The sequence below is a fragment of the Salinimicrobium oceani genome, assembly GCF_012037645.1.
This window is the reverse complement of sequence record NZ_JAAVJR010000001.1, coordinates 274,516-290,379: the sequence shown is the minus strand read 5'-3', so window position 1 is coordinate 290,379 and position 15,864 is coordinate 274,516. Positions and strand designations below refer to the sequence as shown.

The window sequence follows — 15,864 nt, the reverse complement described above, 5'->3', positions numbered from 1 at the left end:
GCAGAAATAGAAGGATCTTCTACATGTGGGCCTGTATCCATAACGCACTGAAATGCAGTAATTTCAAATATGTTTAGTACCTTAGAACAATCCCAGGTGTGCCTGCAATCATAAGTAGTAAGAGTATTTATTGTTCCACTATTTATGGATCTAATCCTACTGCTTTAAATTGTAATATGCCTAAACCTGAGACCTATCTTCCAGCACCTGCACTTCAGGAGTATATAGCTTCATATGGAGTTATAGAAATTCCCGAAGGAGAATTTCATCCTTACTTTTCACCTCCCTTAGCTCTAAGTGGCTTCATTATAAACGTTGGAAGTAATCACGGAAAGGTTTCATGTAAAATCGACGGCCGGGATTTCTTCACTGAAAGTGCAGTTGCCACGGGCCAGGTTACCAGTCCTGTCTATGGAGAGATGAGAGGAGAGGTAAAATCAATACTCGTCTTTTTTAAACCTACCGGGATGCATCGGCTCTTTGGAAATGATCTTTCGGAGCTTACCAATGACTCTAAGATCCTGGGTGAAATAGTAGGCAATGAGGAGGCAGACTTGCTTTGGGAGCGTCTTATTTCTCAGCCCGGGAAAGCCGAACAAATTGAGATCTTAGATGAATTCTTCAGCAAAAGAATTAAAGCGGAACCTCAGCAAGACCATTTTGAATCCATTCTCGATTATATTCACAACAAAAACGGAAATGTAAGCATAAGTGAAATTGAACAAAACACTGGCTTTTCTCGAAAAACGCTGGAGCGTCACTTCAGGAAAAAGGTGGGATTAACTCCTAAGGTCTACTCCCAGATCTATCAGTTCAAGTGTCTGCTTAACTTTTTGGAGACTCATCCTGAGATCACATGGACGCAGCTCGCTAATCAAACAGGCTATTTCGACCAATCTCACATGTCGAGATATGTGAAGGAATATCTGCAGGTTTCTCCCAACAGCATGGTGAAGTTAGATATGGATTTCATTAATTATCTGCTGAATAGATAGTATTTTAGATGTTTGCTTGATAATATTTTTTTTATGTGCGAATAAGTTTGTCGCATCTGTACAATATTTCTTAAATGTCTGGTGGTAATTTTATTTTCTTTTTACATCTTCCCCCTCGTTATTCTGAAAAAATCCATTGCTATGCGAATATGCTATACGTTCATATTTCTGTTTTTCCTGGTAAGTCTGCCAGAAGGGCTACGTGGGCAGGAGAACCTTCAGAAGCAACGTGTTATAGCGATCACTTCAGAGGAGATGGCAGACAAAAATCATATTCTGGTAAATGAGATCTATGAAATGCTTCAGGATAAAAATCGGAGTGTTGAAGATATGCAAGCCCTGACTTCAGAAATCAACTGGAAACAAACTGAGGTGTCAAAAAGGGGAATTTCCAGGTATAAAATTAATATGTCGAGTATCATGCAAAGTGGCTGGACCACTGTATTATTTGAGGATCTTCGATTTGAAACAACAGACAGGAAGGAAGTGCTGGTCACAGGGATTGTAAACGGCCGACAGCCTGCCGAATGTGATTTCATTTCTCATGATTTTGAGCATTACTGGTTAGTAAAAAACGACAAAGTGGTTGGCTTCAGAGAATGAAAAACAAGGCTCAAAAATCTCTTTTTTGAAGACTTAGTAATTACTAAATATTTATAAATGAAAAACGCAATATTTTTATTTGTCCTGTTTATTTTCAGCTTGTCCACAGCTGATGCACAGGACAATCGGGTGGAACAGAATCTCAAGATGTACAAAACCACCTGGGATAAGGTGATCAACAAAGGTCAAATCGACCAGATCAACGCCACGAATTTTGATGAAAACATCGTCATGATAAGTCAGCCGGAGAACGTGGTGGGAATTCAGAACTTCAAGGCATATTATCAGAACTTTCTAACAGGGTTTTCCAATATTGAGTTCAGGGTAATTGACGCTTTTGGACAGGGGGATCAATTGGTGAAACACTGGCGATTCAAGGGAAAACACACGGGTGATTTCTTCGGAATTCCGGCTACCGGAAAAGTTGTAGATGTGGAAGGTGTCACCCTGGTAAAAATGAAAAATGGTAAAATTGTCCAGGAGCATGATTTTATGGACAGTATGATCTTTATGCAGCAACTTGGCCTCATGAGCGAGCCGAATAACATAGGCCTTATTAATTCTCTCTATGATGCCTTTATGGCCGGAGACGTGCCTACTGTACTTGCAGGTATGGATCCCTCGGTTAATTGGAATGAAGCTGAAGGAAACAAATATGCCGATGGGAATCCTTACCAGGGGCCAGATGCTGTATTAAAAGGGGTCTTTAGCCGAATAGGGGAAGACCATGAATATTTTAAACTGAAGGAGATCGAGCTCCATGAGATGAGCAATAACAAGGTACTGGCTACCTTGCGCTATGATGGGAAATGGAAAGGAGGAAAGCAATACGATGTGCAGGCTGCACATTTATGGACCGTCCACAACGGGAAGGTGGTTGCTTTTCAACAATATGTCGACACAAGAACCCTGGCTGAAACCAGTAAACAGTAAAATGAACTAAAAAATGAAAACCACAGCAGGATGATGATCCTTTTCCTTGTTTCAGAAGACGAATCAGTTTTTCGAACTGAAGCTTACTGAGGTGGTAAGGAGATTGGATAAAAAGCCATTTTTCCCTTTGAAAATTGCAATTAAGCTGTTTAATTTGCAGTTCCAATTCGGGATGTGGCGCAGTCCGGTAGCGTATACGTCTGGGGGGCGTAGGGTCGCAGGTTCAAATCCTGTCATCCCGACCAGGAGAAAAGCGATGCGAAAGCATCGCTTTTTTATTTTCAGCTTTTGCCGGGTGTATTTTTTGGACCAAAGGGGAAAAATAATAACCTTCCAAAAATGCCATTTTCGGCACCTCTTTCTTTGAGATCTTCAACTCATGAGGGCGCCAGCACATCTGTCTTAGGTGTCAAAAATGTTATTTACAAATGTTTTTTCAGGAACTGTAAGTCTAGAGCGATAAGGTGATCCCGGTGATAAGAAAAAATTCGTGAGCGAGGTTCCGCAGAAGATCTTCCATCCTGTATTCCAAAGTTAGTTCCAGTTCAAGGTCTTTTAAAAGCGGATTTTCCAGACTTAACGCAAACCGCTGTTCTGCTTCAGGTTTTGCCAAAGCGGCAATTGCATACAGGGATTCTGTCCCTGCCACTACGGTGATGCCATTGTGAAGCTGAAATGACGCATCTATTGCATATCTTAATCTGTGCACAAGAATTTCTCTGAATCGCTGCTCTAGTCGTATTCTGTGAGAAAGGGGAAGGGAAGAGGCAGAGGGAGTTATTTCCAGTTGTTCAATGATTCTGAATTCATTGGTTTCAGAAGGGTCAAAATAATCTCTAAGACGATATCTTAGGCCTAGGCTCAGCGTGACTGGCTTGTGAATCTCATAATTGAGAAAGCTGTTGACTTCCACATGTTCATGTTGGTAACCTTTATTTTTTTCTGTTTCGTGGCTGGTCAACAGCATACCTCGATTTCCTAATCCCACGTCTATTGACCAAAGTTCCTTGTGCGGTATTGAAAGGCTGAATTCATTTTCATAGAACAAGGTTTTTGAATTCTGGGCCCGGACGTTTTGTGACAGAATGAATATGCCTGCAGACAAAAACAATTTGAAAATAAGCTTGTTGCCGGTCTTGAGATGGTTCATATAAAACAAATTGGCTGTTGCAGTCGTGTTTGGTGGAATGCTGAAAAACAAATACCGCTGCAGTTTAAAAATTTATTTGTCTCTATTTTATCAATAAAAAGTTAATGCCTACATTTGGGCTGCTTCCCTACGGCAACCTTATTTCTCATCAAATATTCTTGATAAATGGAAATAGTTATTGTTGCTGTTTTTACCTTTTTGTTAACCTCAGTATTTTCTGGTGAAGACGTTGAAAATGAAATGTCTCATAAAAGTTCTAAAAAATCTCTGTAATAAAGGTTTTTGAGGAAGAGGAGCCTTCGGAAGAAATAAAGCCTGTCACAGTAAAATATGTGGAAAAGGAAAATTAGCTGCGCAGGGGGACCTTAAAAATCTGATGTTTGTCTGCAAGACTTTGGCTACACCTGAGTTGTGGCGATTTTAGTTTTTCGTTTTTTTAACCTACGTCCTTTACTTGCTATTATTTTTAAATATTCTTTTCTTTTTCTGCAGCGATAGTGAAATTTAATTAACTTTTATTTTACATTAGTAAATAAAGATCTCCCCCGCTGTTAATGGTTCATGTTTAATTGAAAAGGAATATTTTTTTTCCATATTAACGATGGATAGGAAGGGTCTTGTGTTTTTTCTGCTCCAGGCCATCCTGGCGGTGAAGCGAAACTTTATTACGGTAGTTCATGTCAAAAAATAACATTTTAAGAAATATGGCATCCCTTAAAAAATCTGATAATATTTTTCCTGTTATAGGGGTAGGTGCTTCGGCCGGAGGATTAGCAGCTTTTAAGGAATTTATCCAGGCCATTCCTCCAGATTCTAATATGGCCTATGTTCTGGTACAACATCTTGATCCCAGCCACGAGAGCATGCTTCCCGAGCTGCTCCAGGGATGCAGCGCCATTCCCGTCTTAAAAATAGAGGACAGCATTACTGTAGAACCTAATAATGTATATATCGTTCCCAGCAATAATATGTTGATCTCCAACGAGGGACAATTACATCTCACCCCAATGCCGAAACATGCAGATAAGGAGAAGAGCCTGCCTATAGATTTTTTTTTTAAATCGCTGGCGCAGGTTTATCAGTCACACGCCATTGGAGTTATTTTAACGGGACAGGGCAGTGATGGTACAGCGGGTCTAAAGGCTATTAAAGACAGTGGAGGAATTACCTTTAGTCAAAGTGAGGAAACAGCAGAATATGCTTCCATGCCTAAAAGTGCCAATATGGAAGGTGTGGTAGATTTTACACTTCCACCACGGGATATTCCTCCAAGGATCATGGAAGTGGTGCATCATCTCTATGCAGATGTGTGGAATCATAAAGAGACCGACCATGAAAATCAACAGGTATATAAGCAAATACTGGCTTTATTGAGAATAAGGAAAGGCACAGATTTCACTTATTACAAACAAACTACCATTAGACGAAGGATCTTAAGACGAATAGCTTTAAGCAGTACAGATAATCCCGCTGCTTATTTGGAGATGTTGAGAGGAAACCAGCAGGAACAAGATATCTTACACCAGGATCTATTGATCCCGGTCACCGAATTTTTTAGAGACAAGGACTTGTTTGAAGTCCTGTGCAATGATATCTTCCCAGAGGTACTTGAGAACAAAAATGAAAAGGAACCTGTGCGTATATGGGTTGCAGGTTGCAGTACAGGTCAGGAAGCCTATACAATTGCCATGTGTCTTATTGATTATTTGCAGGAGCGAAATTCTGAAGAAAGTTTTCCTCTAAAAGTGCAGCTTTTTGGTACAGACATCAGCGAGAAGGCCATTGCAAAAGCACGTAGCGGCATCTATACCAGGAGCGAAGTTGACAGCTTGGCACCGGAATATATTGACAGGTTTTTTACCAAAGTTGACAGTAAATTTCAAATTAAGAAAGAGGTACGGGAGTTATGTGTGTTCGCTTCTCATAATTTTCTAAAGGATCCGCCCTTCGGAAAGATGGATATCATCACCTGTAGAAATGTCCTAATTTATTTACAACCCTACCTTCAGAAGAAAGCCATAACCACTTTTCATTACGCGCTAAATAAAGAAGGCTATCTTATTTTAGGCAAATCTGAAACAACGAATAATGCGCCCGAATTATTCAATCAGTCAGAAAAGCATCAAAAGATCTTTATTCCGAAGGATAGACCGGGTAGATTTATGCAGGTGGCAAGCCAGGCAAGAGAGGATAAATTCAGAAACTTCGGAAAAACTTTTAAGGCAGAAAACGCGAGAACCGATTTTCAGCGTACTGCAGATGAGATCATCTTAAGCCGGTACACTCCAGCCGGGGTAGTGATCGACGAGGCTATGGATATTGTGCATTTTAGGGGCCGTACCGGTACTTACCTGGAACCACAGGCAGGCAAGCCGAATCTTAACCTCTTAAAAATGGCAAAACAAGGGCTTGCTTTTGAGCTAAGGAGCCTGGTACATCATGCCAAAAAAGGTGGGGATGCAGTAACAAAAGAAAATATTCCAATTGAGGACGGGAATAAACAAAGAATAATTTCTATAGAAGCGATCCCTTTACCTAATCTTGCTGAACCCTATTATCTTATCCTCTTTCATGATCCAATGGCACAGGCAGGTGCGATGGGATTTCAGGGATTTGAAGCCTATGATACAGCGCCTTCAGAAAATAAGCAGGATGAGAAGGACCTTCTTATAAAGCAGTTGAAGAGGGAACTAACGCAGGCCCGCGAAGATATGCGCAGCATCACCGAAGACCAGGAAGCTACGAATGAAGAATTGCAGAGTGCAAATGAAGAATTGCAGAGCGGCAGTGAAGAATTGCAAACGCTAAATGAGGAACTGGAAACCAGTAAGGAAGAGTTACAGAGCACCAATGAAGAGCTTACCAGTCTATATCAGGAACTGGTGAGTATGAATAAAAGTCTTACCACGGCAAGAAATTTTGCAGTTGATATTCTTAAAACGGTGAGGGAGCCTTGGGTAGTTATTGACCAGAACTTAAGGATAAAGAGCGCAAATCACCTGTTTTACAAGATTTTTAGGACTAATGAGGAGGAAATGGAGAACAGATCCATCCTTACTTTAGGTCAAAAACAATGGAAAGAGCCGGAGCTGGAACAATTGCTAAAGAAAGTCCTCGCTGAGAAGAAGAGTATCTCGGGATATGAGATCACTCAGGAATTTCCAGACATTGGCGAAAGGACCATGATCCTGAATGCACGGGAGATCGTGAGAGAAGAAGGAGGTGAAAAACTGATACTTCTTGTCTTTGGTGATATTACAGACAAAAGACTGGCCGAGCAATCTTTGGAAAAAAGCGAGATCAAGTTCAAACTGCTTGCTGAAACCATTCCGCAGCTCATATGGATAACAAATCCGGCAGGAGAATTTGAATATTTCAACAGTAAGTGGAAGCAGTATACGGGCATTTCTTCCTTTGAACATTCACAGAAAATTGAAGATGCCTGGAGCGATTTTGTTCATCATAATGACCTTCAGAAGGTATTGAAAAGCTGGAGAAGATCTTTGGAATCTGGTGAATCTTTTGCTCAGGAATGTCGCCTTAAAAGTGCTAACGGCACCTATAACTGGTTTCTCATTAAGGCCTTGCCGCTTTTTAGTACAGACGGGGAGATCATAAAATGGTTTGGTTCCAGCACAAATATTGAGCTTCAGAAGGAGGCAGAGCAGGCTCTTTTTAAAAGCAGGGAACATTTTAAAGAGCTGGCCGAGCTCATACCTGAAAAGGTAAGTTATGCAGATCCCGTAGGAAATGTCGAATACTATAACCGCAGCTGGCTACAATACACCGGGTTGAATTTACAGGAACTAAAAGATTCTGGCTGGATCAAGATCATTCATCCCGATGAACGACGAAAGGTGGTGGAGTCATGGAAAGCCTGTCTTGCTTCCGGAAGTGATTTTGAAGTAGAAATGAGGTGCCTTAACCGAAAAGGAGAATACAAATGGCACTTGAGTCGGGCTGTTCCTGTAAAGGATGATACCGGGAAAGTAAAGAAATGGATAGCTGCAACAACAGAGATCGAAAAGATCAAGGAGGAAGAAAACAGGAAAGAAGGCTTTCTTCAGCTGGTGAGCCATGAATTAAAAACTCCGGTAACATCGATCAAAGGTTATGTGCAACTGCTGCTCAACCTTCTGGAGCAGGAGAGCAGTTATTCCATTGGCAGTCTTCCCTTGAAATCCTCCCTAAAACGGATAGATGACCAGGTAAGCAGGCTTACCCGGTTAATTTCTGAAATGCTCGATGTCTCGAGAATTGAAGACAATCGATTGGAGCTCAAGAAACAGATCTTTAGTCTCAATGAACTTGTAACCGAGACCGTGCAGGACATCAATAGAACTGAGATCGATCATAATATTAGCGTTGAGGAAGACGAAGAATGTGTGGTGCATGCAGATAAAGACCGCATTGGACAGGTGATCATTAATTTTATCACCAATGCGATCAAATATTCTCCTAACGAAAAAGGGATCGTTGTAAAGACTTTTAAAAACCTGAAAGGGGAAGTTGGAGTTAGTGTAAAGGATCAGGGAATAGGCATTTCACATGCAGATCAAAAAGAGATCTTTAAAAGGTTTCACAGAGTTGAAGGAAAGAATGAAGAAACATATTCTGGTCTTGGGATAGGGCTGTTCCTGGCAAATGAAATTGTTATTAGGCATGGCGGATACATCAATGTAATAAGTGAGCCAGGTAAAGGTTCAGAATTTACTTTTACCCTGCCTGTAAGTTGTAATAAAATGAAGAATGATGGAAAATAATGTAAAAAAGATACTCATTGTGGATGATGACGTGAGTATAGGAGAGATGCTGCGGACATTACTGGAGTTTAGTGGTTATAAAGCCATTGTAGTTAATAACCCTAAAAAGGTAGAAGATAAGGTCGCCGAAGAGCATTTTGATCTTATTCTGCTGGATATGCGCCTTTCTGGAGTAGATGGTACCGAGATATGCTCAAAGTTGAAGGAATCGGAGACTTCGAAGCATATTCCTGTTTTAATGATGTCTGCCCTTAGTAATGCCGATAAAACCTGTAAAGCTGCCGGGGCTGATGATTTTATCTACAAGCCATTTGAAATGGATGACCTGCTTTCGAAAATCAAAACAATAATTGGGTAAAATTTAGCAGCTTCTCTCTCTATTGATCCATTTTAGGAGGGGGGTTGTGGAGATCCTGATTGAGTACCTTGAGCAGCGCTTTTAAGCTGGCAATGTGCTTTTGGATATTTGACAGGCGGTCATCCTTAAATCCGGAAACTTCTGATTGGCCGTTCCCGTTATTCCGCTTAGTCATGAGCAGGAGTAAATTTTCCTTTTCTTCCAACATTCTCAGGGAAACCCAAATAGACTCTTCGATCTTTTGATCCTGCAGGTCATGCAGTAGTTTTTCAGTAAAAACGTGTCCCGTATGGCATCGGTAGCGGTGCACCGGGTCATTTTTTAAGGCCCAGAGTCCGCCTCCACAATCTGGACAGACGAAATCACTATGCTCGCCTATCTTTTTCATATCATCTAAATCCGACATCATTTTCTCTGTTATTTCGGCTTCGATCTGCAATTCCCTTGGAATGGGCTTTGCCGGAGGAAGCGGAAGGTTTATTATTTCAGTTATGATCTCGGGAATCTTACTTAAGCGAGCCAGATAGTCCACCTTGATCTTATTTAAAACACTGAGGGGCATATCAGAAAACTGCGCTTCTACAGGGTCCTGAACTATACAGATTCCACCACTGCTCTTTATGGCGTGCATACCCGAAGTGCCATCTTCAAAAAGACCGGTAAGAATAATGCCTATAGTTCTATGTCCATAGTTTACTGCAGCAGATCGGAATAATACGTCAATTGAAGGTCTGTATTTATTTTCATGTGGCCCATTCGTTAATTTGAGTCGGTCATTTTTTACCAGTAAATGTTGCCCTGGAGGAGCAACAAATAAATGTCCTTTTTTTAGCAGAGCTCCATCTTTCGCTACAGAGCAAACAAGAGCAGTATGCCGTTGGAAACCCGCTGCGATAGTAGTACTGTTTGATTTTTGGGAGACATGCATAACAACAAGGACCGCTGCGTCAAGCTCGGAAGGTAGTTCATTGATCACGGTATTAATGGCAGGAATTCCTCCGGCCGAGGCTCCTATGACTATGAGGTTTCTCATTTACTAATGGCTGCTTTCAAATTTTAAACATCTGGTGGAAAATCTGTTTCCATCATCGATCTTCAAGTTATAGCTTAAATATGTATTCCTCTTTTCAGAAAGCATTAAAATTTTGCTAATGTTCAAATAAGAAAAGTTCCCTTTTGGAACTCAGATCCTCAAATATTTCTGGAGTGAAATGTGAAGGGAATAATAAAATATATTTAATAGAAGTAGTATTCCTTTCTTATCAATTCAATCCATTTTTCCTGCTGTTAATTATGATGAAAATAAGCGGTAATTCTTTCTTAAATACCTTTGGGAGAGGTAGGTAACCGTCTACATTTAGATAAAGGAATTAGAGCAAAGCCGCCCCCTGCTTCTTAGATCCATTTTACATTTTTTCAAAAATTTTATCCTGGAAACCCGTTTTTTCAGGGGCAGACAAATACACCCTAAAAAGAGCATTATGGAGAAGAAAAGGACGATCTCTGGAAAGAATTCCAGGCAGTTGATGAAGCAGGAAATATCAGCGAATTCAGAAGGATCTTATGAGATGCTGGTATTCTCGCATTTGAGGTGGGGTTTTGTTTACCAGCGCCCGCAGCACCTTATTAGTAGACTTTCGAAATCATTTAAGGTCCTTTTTATAGAAGAACCTATTGCATTCCATGAAGAGGAGAGAAACACTTTCGACCTGGAGGTCATCAATACGCAGCTTCACGTCCTAAAGCCAAGATGCTCAGAGATTGCCGGCATTGCAGATATTTTAAAACAATTTCTTTCCAGGAGACATTTTCCCATTGGGTGGTTCTATTCAGCAGCTTTCAGCGAGTTGCTTGGGGATTTCGAATTCGAGCGGGTGATCTATGATTGTATGGACGAACTATCTCTTTTCCGAGGAGCAAATCCGCAACTGGTAAGGCAGGAAAAGTTCCTGCTCTCTGAAGCCGATTTTGTTTTTACGGGAGGGAAATCTTTATATGAAGCAAAGAAAGAGCACCATCAGCAGGTGTTTTGCTTTCCAAGTTCTGTAGAACGAGAACATTTTGAGTCCGTTGAACAGGATTTGACCTTGCCGGCCGACATAGAACCCATCAAGAAACCTATTGTTGGATATTTTGGGGTTATTGATGAGAGAATCAACCTGGAACTTCTCCATGATGTAGCCCAACTACGACCTAATGTAAATTTTGTGATGATTGGACCTCTGGCAAAAATAGAGGAGCAGGACCTGCCAAGAGAAAAGAACATCCATTACCTCGGAATGAAAAATTATAAAGACCTCCCGGCATACATTGCTGCCTTTAATATTGCTATGATGCCCTTTGCACTTAATGATGCGACAAAATTTATTAGTCCTACCAAGACACTTGAATACATGGCAGCAGGGAAACCCATAATTTCTACGGCAATAAAGGACGTGGAAAGAGATTATAGGGACTGTATATCTATAGTAAATGGACCTGAAGAGTTCTCAACTGCTATTGACAAGTTCTTAGATGCAAAGGAGCTTAAGACCGGGGAGAAGTATAAGGAGATTCTTGATAGTACTTCCTGGGATCAAACGGCAATGAAAATGGAAAAGATCATAAAAAGAAAAGTTGGAGCATGAAAGCAGATATATTGATCATAGGAGCAGGAATATCGGGTGCAGTACTGGCAGAACGTTACGCTGCAATAGGAAAAAGAGTGGTCATCCTTGAAAAGAGGAATCATATAGCAGGTAATTGTTATGATTATGTTGATGACAACAACATTCTTGTTTCAAAATATGGGGCACACTTATTTCACACGAATCACCAAGAGGTGTGGCAGTATGTACAGAGATTTTCGAAATGGTATAAATGGGAGCATAAAGTTATAGCCAAAGTTGATGGCCAGCTGGTCCCTATCCCCGTCAATATCACGACGGTCAACAGAATATTCGGTTTGCAGATTTCTACAGAAAAGGAGATGGCAGACTGGCTTGAGAAGAACAGGATTCCCTTTGAAAACGCCACTAACGGAGAAGAAGCAGTACTCAATAAAGTAGGCAGTGTGCTCTACGAAAAGATGTTTCGGCATTATACGAAAAAGCAATGGGATAAATATCCTGAAGAACTGGACGCTTCGGTTTTAGAACGGATCCCGGTGCGCAAAAATTTTGATGATCGTTATTTTACAGATACCTATCAGGCCTTACCCCTTGGAGGTTACACAAAGATGTTTGAAAGCATGTTGTCGAGCCCAAGAATTAAAGTACTGCTCAATACCGACTATTTTGATGTTAAGGATGAGGTTTCGGGATATTCCAAATTATTTTACACGGGACCTATAGATCGGTTTTTTGAATTCAAGCACAGTCTTATGGAAAAGCTGGAATACCGTTCCATCAATTTCGTCACCGAGACCGTTAATAAGGAATTCTTTCAGGAGAATTCAGTGGTAAATTATCCGGGGACAGATGTCAATTTCACCCGGATCATTGAATATAAACATTTTGGAAATCAGCCTTCAGAAAAAACAACTATTGTAAGAGAGTATACTACAGATGAAGGGGAACCTTATTACCCTGTACCCAATGCGAGGAATCGAGAAATTTATGAAAAGTATAAAGCAGAAGCTGAACAGTTAGAGGATATATATTTTGTTGGCAGGCTGGCAAATTACAAATACTTTAATATGGACGAGGCCTTTAAAAATGCGCTGGATTTATTTCATGTTTTGGAAGCAAACAATGTGAAAAAGAGAAGCAAGAAATATGGAAAAAAGATTGCGAAAAAGGTATAACTCCTTCTTTATGGGAGGTTTTGAATGTGCAGATCATATTAATCGATCGGGTTTTAGAGTAAACCTGCTTCGGGAAAATCAGCACGACCTTAGGGTGGAGCAAGATTACAGGCTCTTAATTGAGCTTGATATCAAGGTTGTTCGGGAAGGGATCTGCTGGAGTTCAGTAGAAAAATCTCCGGGAGTCTTTGATTTCTCTGAAGTACGAAACAGGTTGAGAATAGCAGAAAACATGGGAATTGAGGTGGTGTGGGATCTTTGTCATTTTGGATATCCCGATGCTATTTTCCCCACCCATCCACTCTTTTTAGAAAGGTTTAAATCTCTCTGTACAGCCTTTGCCCAGTTCCATAAAAAATACGCGAAAGACAGGTTACATGTTGTGCCAGTCAATGAAATAAGTTTTCTCTCCTGGCATTCGGGAGATGTAAGAGGAACGGTGCCTTTTGCAGTAAATTCAGGTTTCGATATAAAATATCATCTCTGTAAGGCCGCAATTGAAGGAATGAAAATACTTCGGAATCTTGTGCCTCACGCTGTTATTTACGTCGTAGAGCCTCTAATCTGGATCCACAAAGGAAGCAGCGAGATCACTGAAACAGCTTTGGCCGAGCTGAATTCACATCAGTTCCAGGCGGTAGATATGATTGCCGGAAACATGTGCGAGGAGCTGGGAGGTAATGGTGAGCTCTTTGATGTAGTGGGTTTCAATTATTATCACAGCAATCAATGGGATCATGAAGGCAGGACACTTTCCTGGCCACTGGAAAAGGAAAAGCTCCTGCCATTGAACCAGTTACTGCACACTGCTTATTCGCGCCTTGAAAAGCCGGTGATCCTTTCTGAAACCGGGCATTTTGGTTCTGGAAGAGCCCAATGGATCCAGGAGATCACTCAGGAATGCCTTGCAGCCATTGATGCAGGTGTAGATCTCCAGGGCATTTGCATCTATCCTGTAATTGACCGCCCCGATTGGGATAACCTGAACTATTATCACAACAGCGGAATATTTGATCTGGATGAGCACAAAAACAGGATTCCTGATCTTGCTTACATCCAAACATTGAAAGACTGCATAAAGGCAACTGAAGATCGTTTGGCGGGAAATGTTATGCTTTATAACAGCAGTTCCAACATGATCTTAAAAGATTAATGTTGATCATTTCGGAAATACAATAGATTAAAAATTTAGAAGTTCTTGGCAGGACGGTGTAAATCCCTGTTAAACAGTGACTAGCACAATTATTTTGTCTGGAAATCTCCCTAAATTAATATTACTAATTTTAAAAAAATATGATATGATAAGCACAAAGATCCACGGTTATCTGGACTACATTATGGGAGCGACCCTCATGTTTTTTCCACTCCTGTTCAAGATTCCGGAAGGTGCAGCCAGTACCATTCTCATTGTACTAGGCGCGGGGGTAATTATTTACAGTTTGATCACAGATTACGAACTGGGACTTTTCAAGATCCTGGCTATGAAGACCCATCTTATGATGGATCTTTTAGGCGGAGCTTTATTGATCATCTCTCCCTGGCTATTTGGTTTTGCTGATGAGACTTTCTGGCCTTTTGTCATATTGGGACTTCTGGAGGTCGGGGCAAGTCTTATGACAAGAAGAGAACCATCCTACGATGCAAATCCACAACACCAGGCAGGACATTAGCATTAACCAGCTTCCTGCTAAAGCAGAATTTACAAGGTGGAGAGGAGGAAAGGCTTCAAAAATGCACAAAAAGGCATGCTTTCAGGCATGCCTTTTTATACTATTCGAAATATACTTCAGCATTTTCCTTTTGTAGTATACAAATCACTTTTGGTTAGAAGGCGAATTTCTAACCCATCATTCTTCGACCAAAGCGAGTTTTAAAATTTTCCCTGTATTTCCGCTCGGGCCAATATTTGTTGAAGCCGCAACATAAATTTCGCCATTAAGATCCTGCCCCAGGCCTTTTACATAGTGACCTAAATTGCCACTATAACTTTTGGGTTCAAGGTCGTTAAAGCTCCACATTGCACCGGCTGCAGGAATGGCCTGAAAGAGTTGTCCTTTGGGTTCAAAGTCTTGAGAAAAGGAGCCAAAAATGTACTTCCCGGCGAGTTCAGGAATATCTGTTCCTCTGTAAACGTAACCCCCTATAATGGTTATGGTGTTTCCCCCGGCGGGATTGGAAAAATTATTCATAACAATGACAGGATCCATCAATTCATTACCATAAACATCCTCCTCGGGACACTGTTCCAGGATATTCTCATTATTTGAGGCGTCGAAACAGACGGTACCTTCCTTGACATTCCATCCATAATTCCCACCTTTTTCTACCAGATTTATTTCCTCAAAAAGGTTTTGTCCTGCATCTCCAGCCAATAACACGTTTGATCCCCCCATGTCAAAAGAGAATCTAAAGGGATTTCGAAAACCGTAAGCATAGATTTCATCCAATCCCGGGTGATCTATAAATGGATTATCTGATGGGATGGCATAGGGCGGACTGCCATTTACATCAATTCTCAGGATATCTCCCAGGAGGTTTGATTCAATATCTTGCCCATTACCGCCTGCATTGACGTCATACCAGTCTTCTACATGACCGGCTGCGACGTCATTTGCAGCACCACCATCTCCAATGGAGATATAGAGATAACCATCTGGGCCAAAAGCTATGGTTCCTCCTTCATGGTTTCCCTGTGGTTGATCTACCTCCAGGATGATCTTTTCGGAACCTGCATCGGCCAGGGCAGGATTATTTGCAGAAACAGCAAATTCAGAAATGCGGCTTATATTGTTCCAGGTTTCCCCCTCTTCGGGCCCTCCTGCATTTGGAGGAGCGGTATAGTAGACAAAAAACCGTCCATTATTTTGGTATCCCGGGTGAAAAGCCAGACCTAACAATCCGCGTTCGTCATAATTTGGATTCAGTGGGGTCATTTTATCGGTAATGTCCAGGAATGGGGTAGTCTCCTTATTTCCAGCGTCGTCCAGGACCCATATTTTTCCAACCTGGTCAATAACGAACAATCGGCCACTCTCATCGGGGCTCTCCATAAGTCCTACCGGGGAAACAAAACCTTCAGCAAAAAGAACAAGGTCAAGTGCCATTTCTCCCACAGGAGGCTTAGAGGTGTCATCGTCTGAGTTACATGAACTAATCCCCAGAGCCATAAGCAAGATCCATATAAACGAAATTTTGCTTGGAATACTCTTTATCTTTCCTGCTGAAGCGTAGCTCGGCAAGGTCAAAGATCTTGAAGGGTCATTTTCCGTTTTCATATC

12 protein-coding genes and 1 tRNA gene are annotated in these 15,864 nt (G+C 41.2%); 10 read left to right on the top strand and 3 right to left on the bottom strand.

Annotated elements, in window-relative coordinates; genetic code table 11:
* Positions 1-176: 176 nt before the first annotated feature.
* The 4 genes from HC175_RS01315 to HC175_RS01300 all read left to right on the top strand — a co-directional run bounded on the left by HC175_RS01315 (position 177) and on the right by HC175_RS01300 (position 2,776).
* Entirely contained in the window at positions 177-995 is an 819-nt protein-coding gene (locus tag HC175_RS01315) for a helix-turn-helix domain-containing protein (RefSeq protein WP_168136710.1), read from the top strand.
* 141 nt (positions 996-1,136) lie between these two features.
* Positions 1,137-1,598 (top strand): hypothetical protein, encoded by a 462-nt coding sequence (locus tag HC175_RS01310; RefSeq protein WP_168136709.1) that lies wholly within the window; start codon positions 1,137-1,139, stop codon positions 1,596-1,598.
* A gap of 57 nt (positions 1,599-1,655) precedes the next feature.
* Positions 1,656-2,531: an ester cyclase gene (locus HC175_RS01305; RefSeq protein ID WP_168136708.1), complete on the top strand. Its 876-nt coding sequence runs from the start codon at positions 1,656-1,658 to the stop codon at positions 2,529-2,531.
* Between the two features lie 168 nt (positions 2,532-2,699).
* Positions 2,700-2,776: transfer RNA gene (locus HC175_RS01300), tRNA-Pro, on the top strand.
* 206 nt (positions 2,777-2,982) lie between these two features.
* Here the strand turns inward: HC175_RS01300 and HC175_RS01295 are convergent.
* Positions 2,983-3,681 (bottom strand): DUF2490 domain-containing protein, encoded by a 699-nt coding sequence (locus tag HC175_RS01295; protein ID WP_168136707.1) that lies wholly within the window; start codon positions 3,679-3,681, stop codon positions 2,983-2,985.
* A 704-nt stretch (positions 3,682-4,385) separates the two neighbouring features.
* Between HC175_RS01295 and HC175_RS01290 the strand changes: the two genes are divergently transcribed.
* Positions 4,386-8,444, top strand: a complete 4,059-nt coding sequence (locus tag HC175_RS01290) for a CheR family methyltransferase (protein ID WP_168136706.1) — start codon at positions 4,386-4,388, stop codon at positions 8,442-8,444.
* On the top strand, positions 8,431-8,802 hold the full coding sequence (locus HC175_RS01285) for a response regulator transcription factor (RefSeq protein ID WP_235942493.1): 372 nt from the start codon (positions 8,431-8,433) through the stop codon (positions 8,800-8,802). Before HC175_RS01290 ends, HC175_RS01285 begins: the two co-directional genes overlap by 14 nt.
* A 19-nt stretch (positions 8,803-8,821) precedes the next feature.
* Here the strand turns inward: HC175_RS01285 and HC175_RS01280 are convergent, their stop codons facing one another.
* Entirely contained in the window at positions 8,822-9,835 is a 1,014-nt protein-coding gene (locus HC175_RS01280; protein ID WP_168136705.1) for a chemotaxis protein CheB, read from the bottom strand.
* Positions 9,836-10,283: 448 nt separating this feature from the next.
* On the opposite strand from HC175_RS01280, the gene HC175_RS01275 reads away from it, so the two are divergent.
* From HC175_RS01275 to HC175_RS01260, 4 genes are all read left to right on the top strand, one after another.
* Positions 10,284-11,429 (top strand): glycosyltransferase, encoded by a 1,146-nt coding sequence (locus tag HC175_RS01275; protein WP_235942492.1) that lies wholly within the window; start codon positions 10,284-10,286, stop codon positions 11,427-11,429.
* Positions 11,426-12,586 (top strand): UDP-galactopyranose mutase, encoded by a 1,161-nt coding sequence (gene glf / locus HC175_RS01270; RefSeq protein WP_168136704.1) that lies wholly within the window; start codon positions 11,426-11,428, stop codon positions 12,584-12,586. The genes HC175_RS01275 and glf overlap by 4 nt, the downstream gene beginning before the upstream one ends.
* The gene (locus HC175_RS01265) at positions 12,558-13,739 is read left to right on the top strand and encodes a glycoside hydrolase family protein (RefSeq protein ID WP_168136703.1); all 1,182 of its coding nucleotides are present in this window, start codon (positions 12,558-12,560) and stop codon (positions 13,737-13,739) included. Before glf ends, HC175_RS01265 begins: the two co-directional genes overlap by 29 nt.
* Before the next feature lie 145 nt (positions 13,740-13,884).
* Complete coding sequence (locus tag HC175_RS01260) at positions 13,885-14,256, top strand: SPW repeat domain-containing protein (RefSeq protein ID WP_168136702.1); 372 nt, start codon at positions 13,885-13,887, stop codon at positions 14,254-14,256.
* 177 nt (positions 14,257-14,433) lie between these two features.
* Here the strand turns inward: HC175_RS01260 and HC175_RS01255 are convergent, their stop codons facing one another.
* Positions 14,434-15,861 carry a PQQ-dependent sugar dehydrogenase gene (locus HC175_RS01255; protein WP_209309893.1) on the bottom strand — a complete coding sequence of 476 codons (1,428 nt, stop codon included), beginning with the start codon at positions 15,859-15,861 and terminating at the stop codon, positions 14,434-14,436.
* Between the last annotated feature and the right edge of the window lie 3 nt (positions 15,862-15,864).

Bases quoted from the DNA above. Each gene is read 5' to 3' on its own strand.
- HC175_RS01315 (WP_168136710.1), top strand. From the start codon at position 177: ATGCCTAAACCTGAGACCTATCTTCCAGCACCTGCACTTCAGGAGTAT.
- HC175_RS01310 (WP_168136709.1), top strand. From the start codon at position 1,137: ATGCGAATATGCTATACGTTCATATTTCTGTTTTTCCTGGTAAGTCTG.
- HC175_RS01305 (WP_168136708.1), top strand. From the start codon at position 1,656: ATGAAAAACGCAATATTTTTATTTGTCCTGTTTATTTTCAGCTTGTCC.
- HC175_RS01295 (WP_168136707.1), bottom strand. From the start codon at position 3,681: ATGAACCATCTCAAGACCGGCAACAAGCTTATTTTCAAATTGTTTTTG.
- HC175_RS01290 (WP_168136706.1), top strand. From the start codon at position 4,386: ATGGCATCCCTTAAAAAATCTGATAATATTTTTCCTGTTATAGGGGTA.
- HC175_RS01285 (WP_235942493.1), top strand. From the start codon at position 8,431: ATGATGGAAAATAATGTAAAAAAGATACTCATTGTGGATGATGACGTG.
- HC175_RS01280 (WP_168136705.1), bottom strand. From the start codon at position 9,835: ATGAGAAACCTCATAGTCATAGGAGCCTCGGCCGGAGGAATTCCTGCC.
- HC175_RS01275 (WP_235942492.1), top strand. From the start codon at position 10,284: ATGGAGAAGAAAAGGACGATCTCTGGAAAGAATTCCAGGCAGTTGATG.
- glf (WP_168136704.1), top strand. From the start codon at position 11,426: ATGAAAGCAGATATATTGATCATAGGAGCAGGAATATCGGGTGCAGTA.
- HC175_RS01265 (WP_168136703.1), top strand. From the start codon at position 12,558: ATGGAAAAAAGATTGCGAAAAAGGTATAACTCCTTCTTTATGGGAGGT.
- HC175_RS01260 (WP_168136702.1), top strand. From the start codon at position 13,885: ATGATAAGCACAAAGATCCACGGTTATCTGGACTACATTATGGGAGCG.
- HC175_RS01255 (WP_209309893.1), bottom strand. From the start codon at position 15,861: ATGAAAACGGAAAATGACCCTTCAAGATCTTTGACCTTGCCGAGCTAC.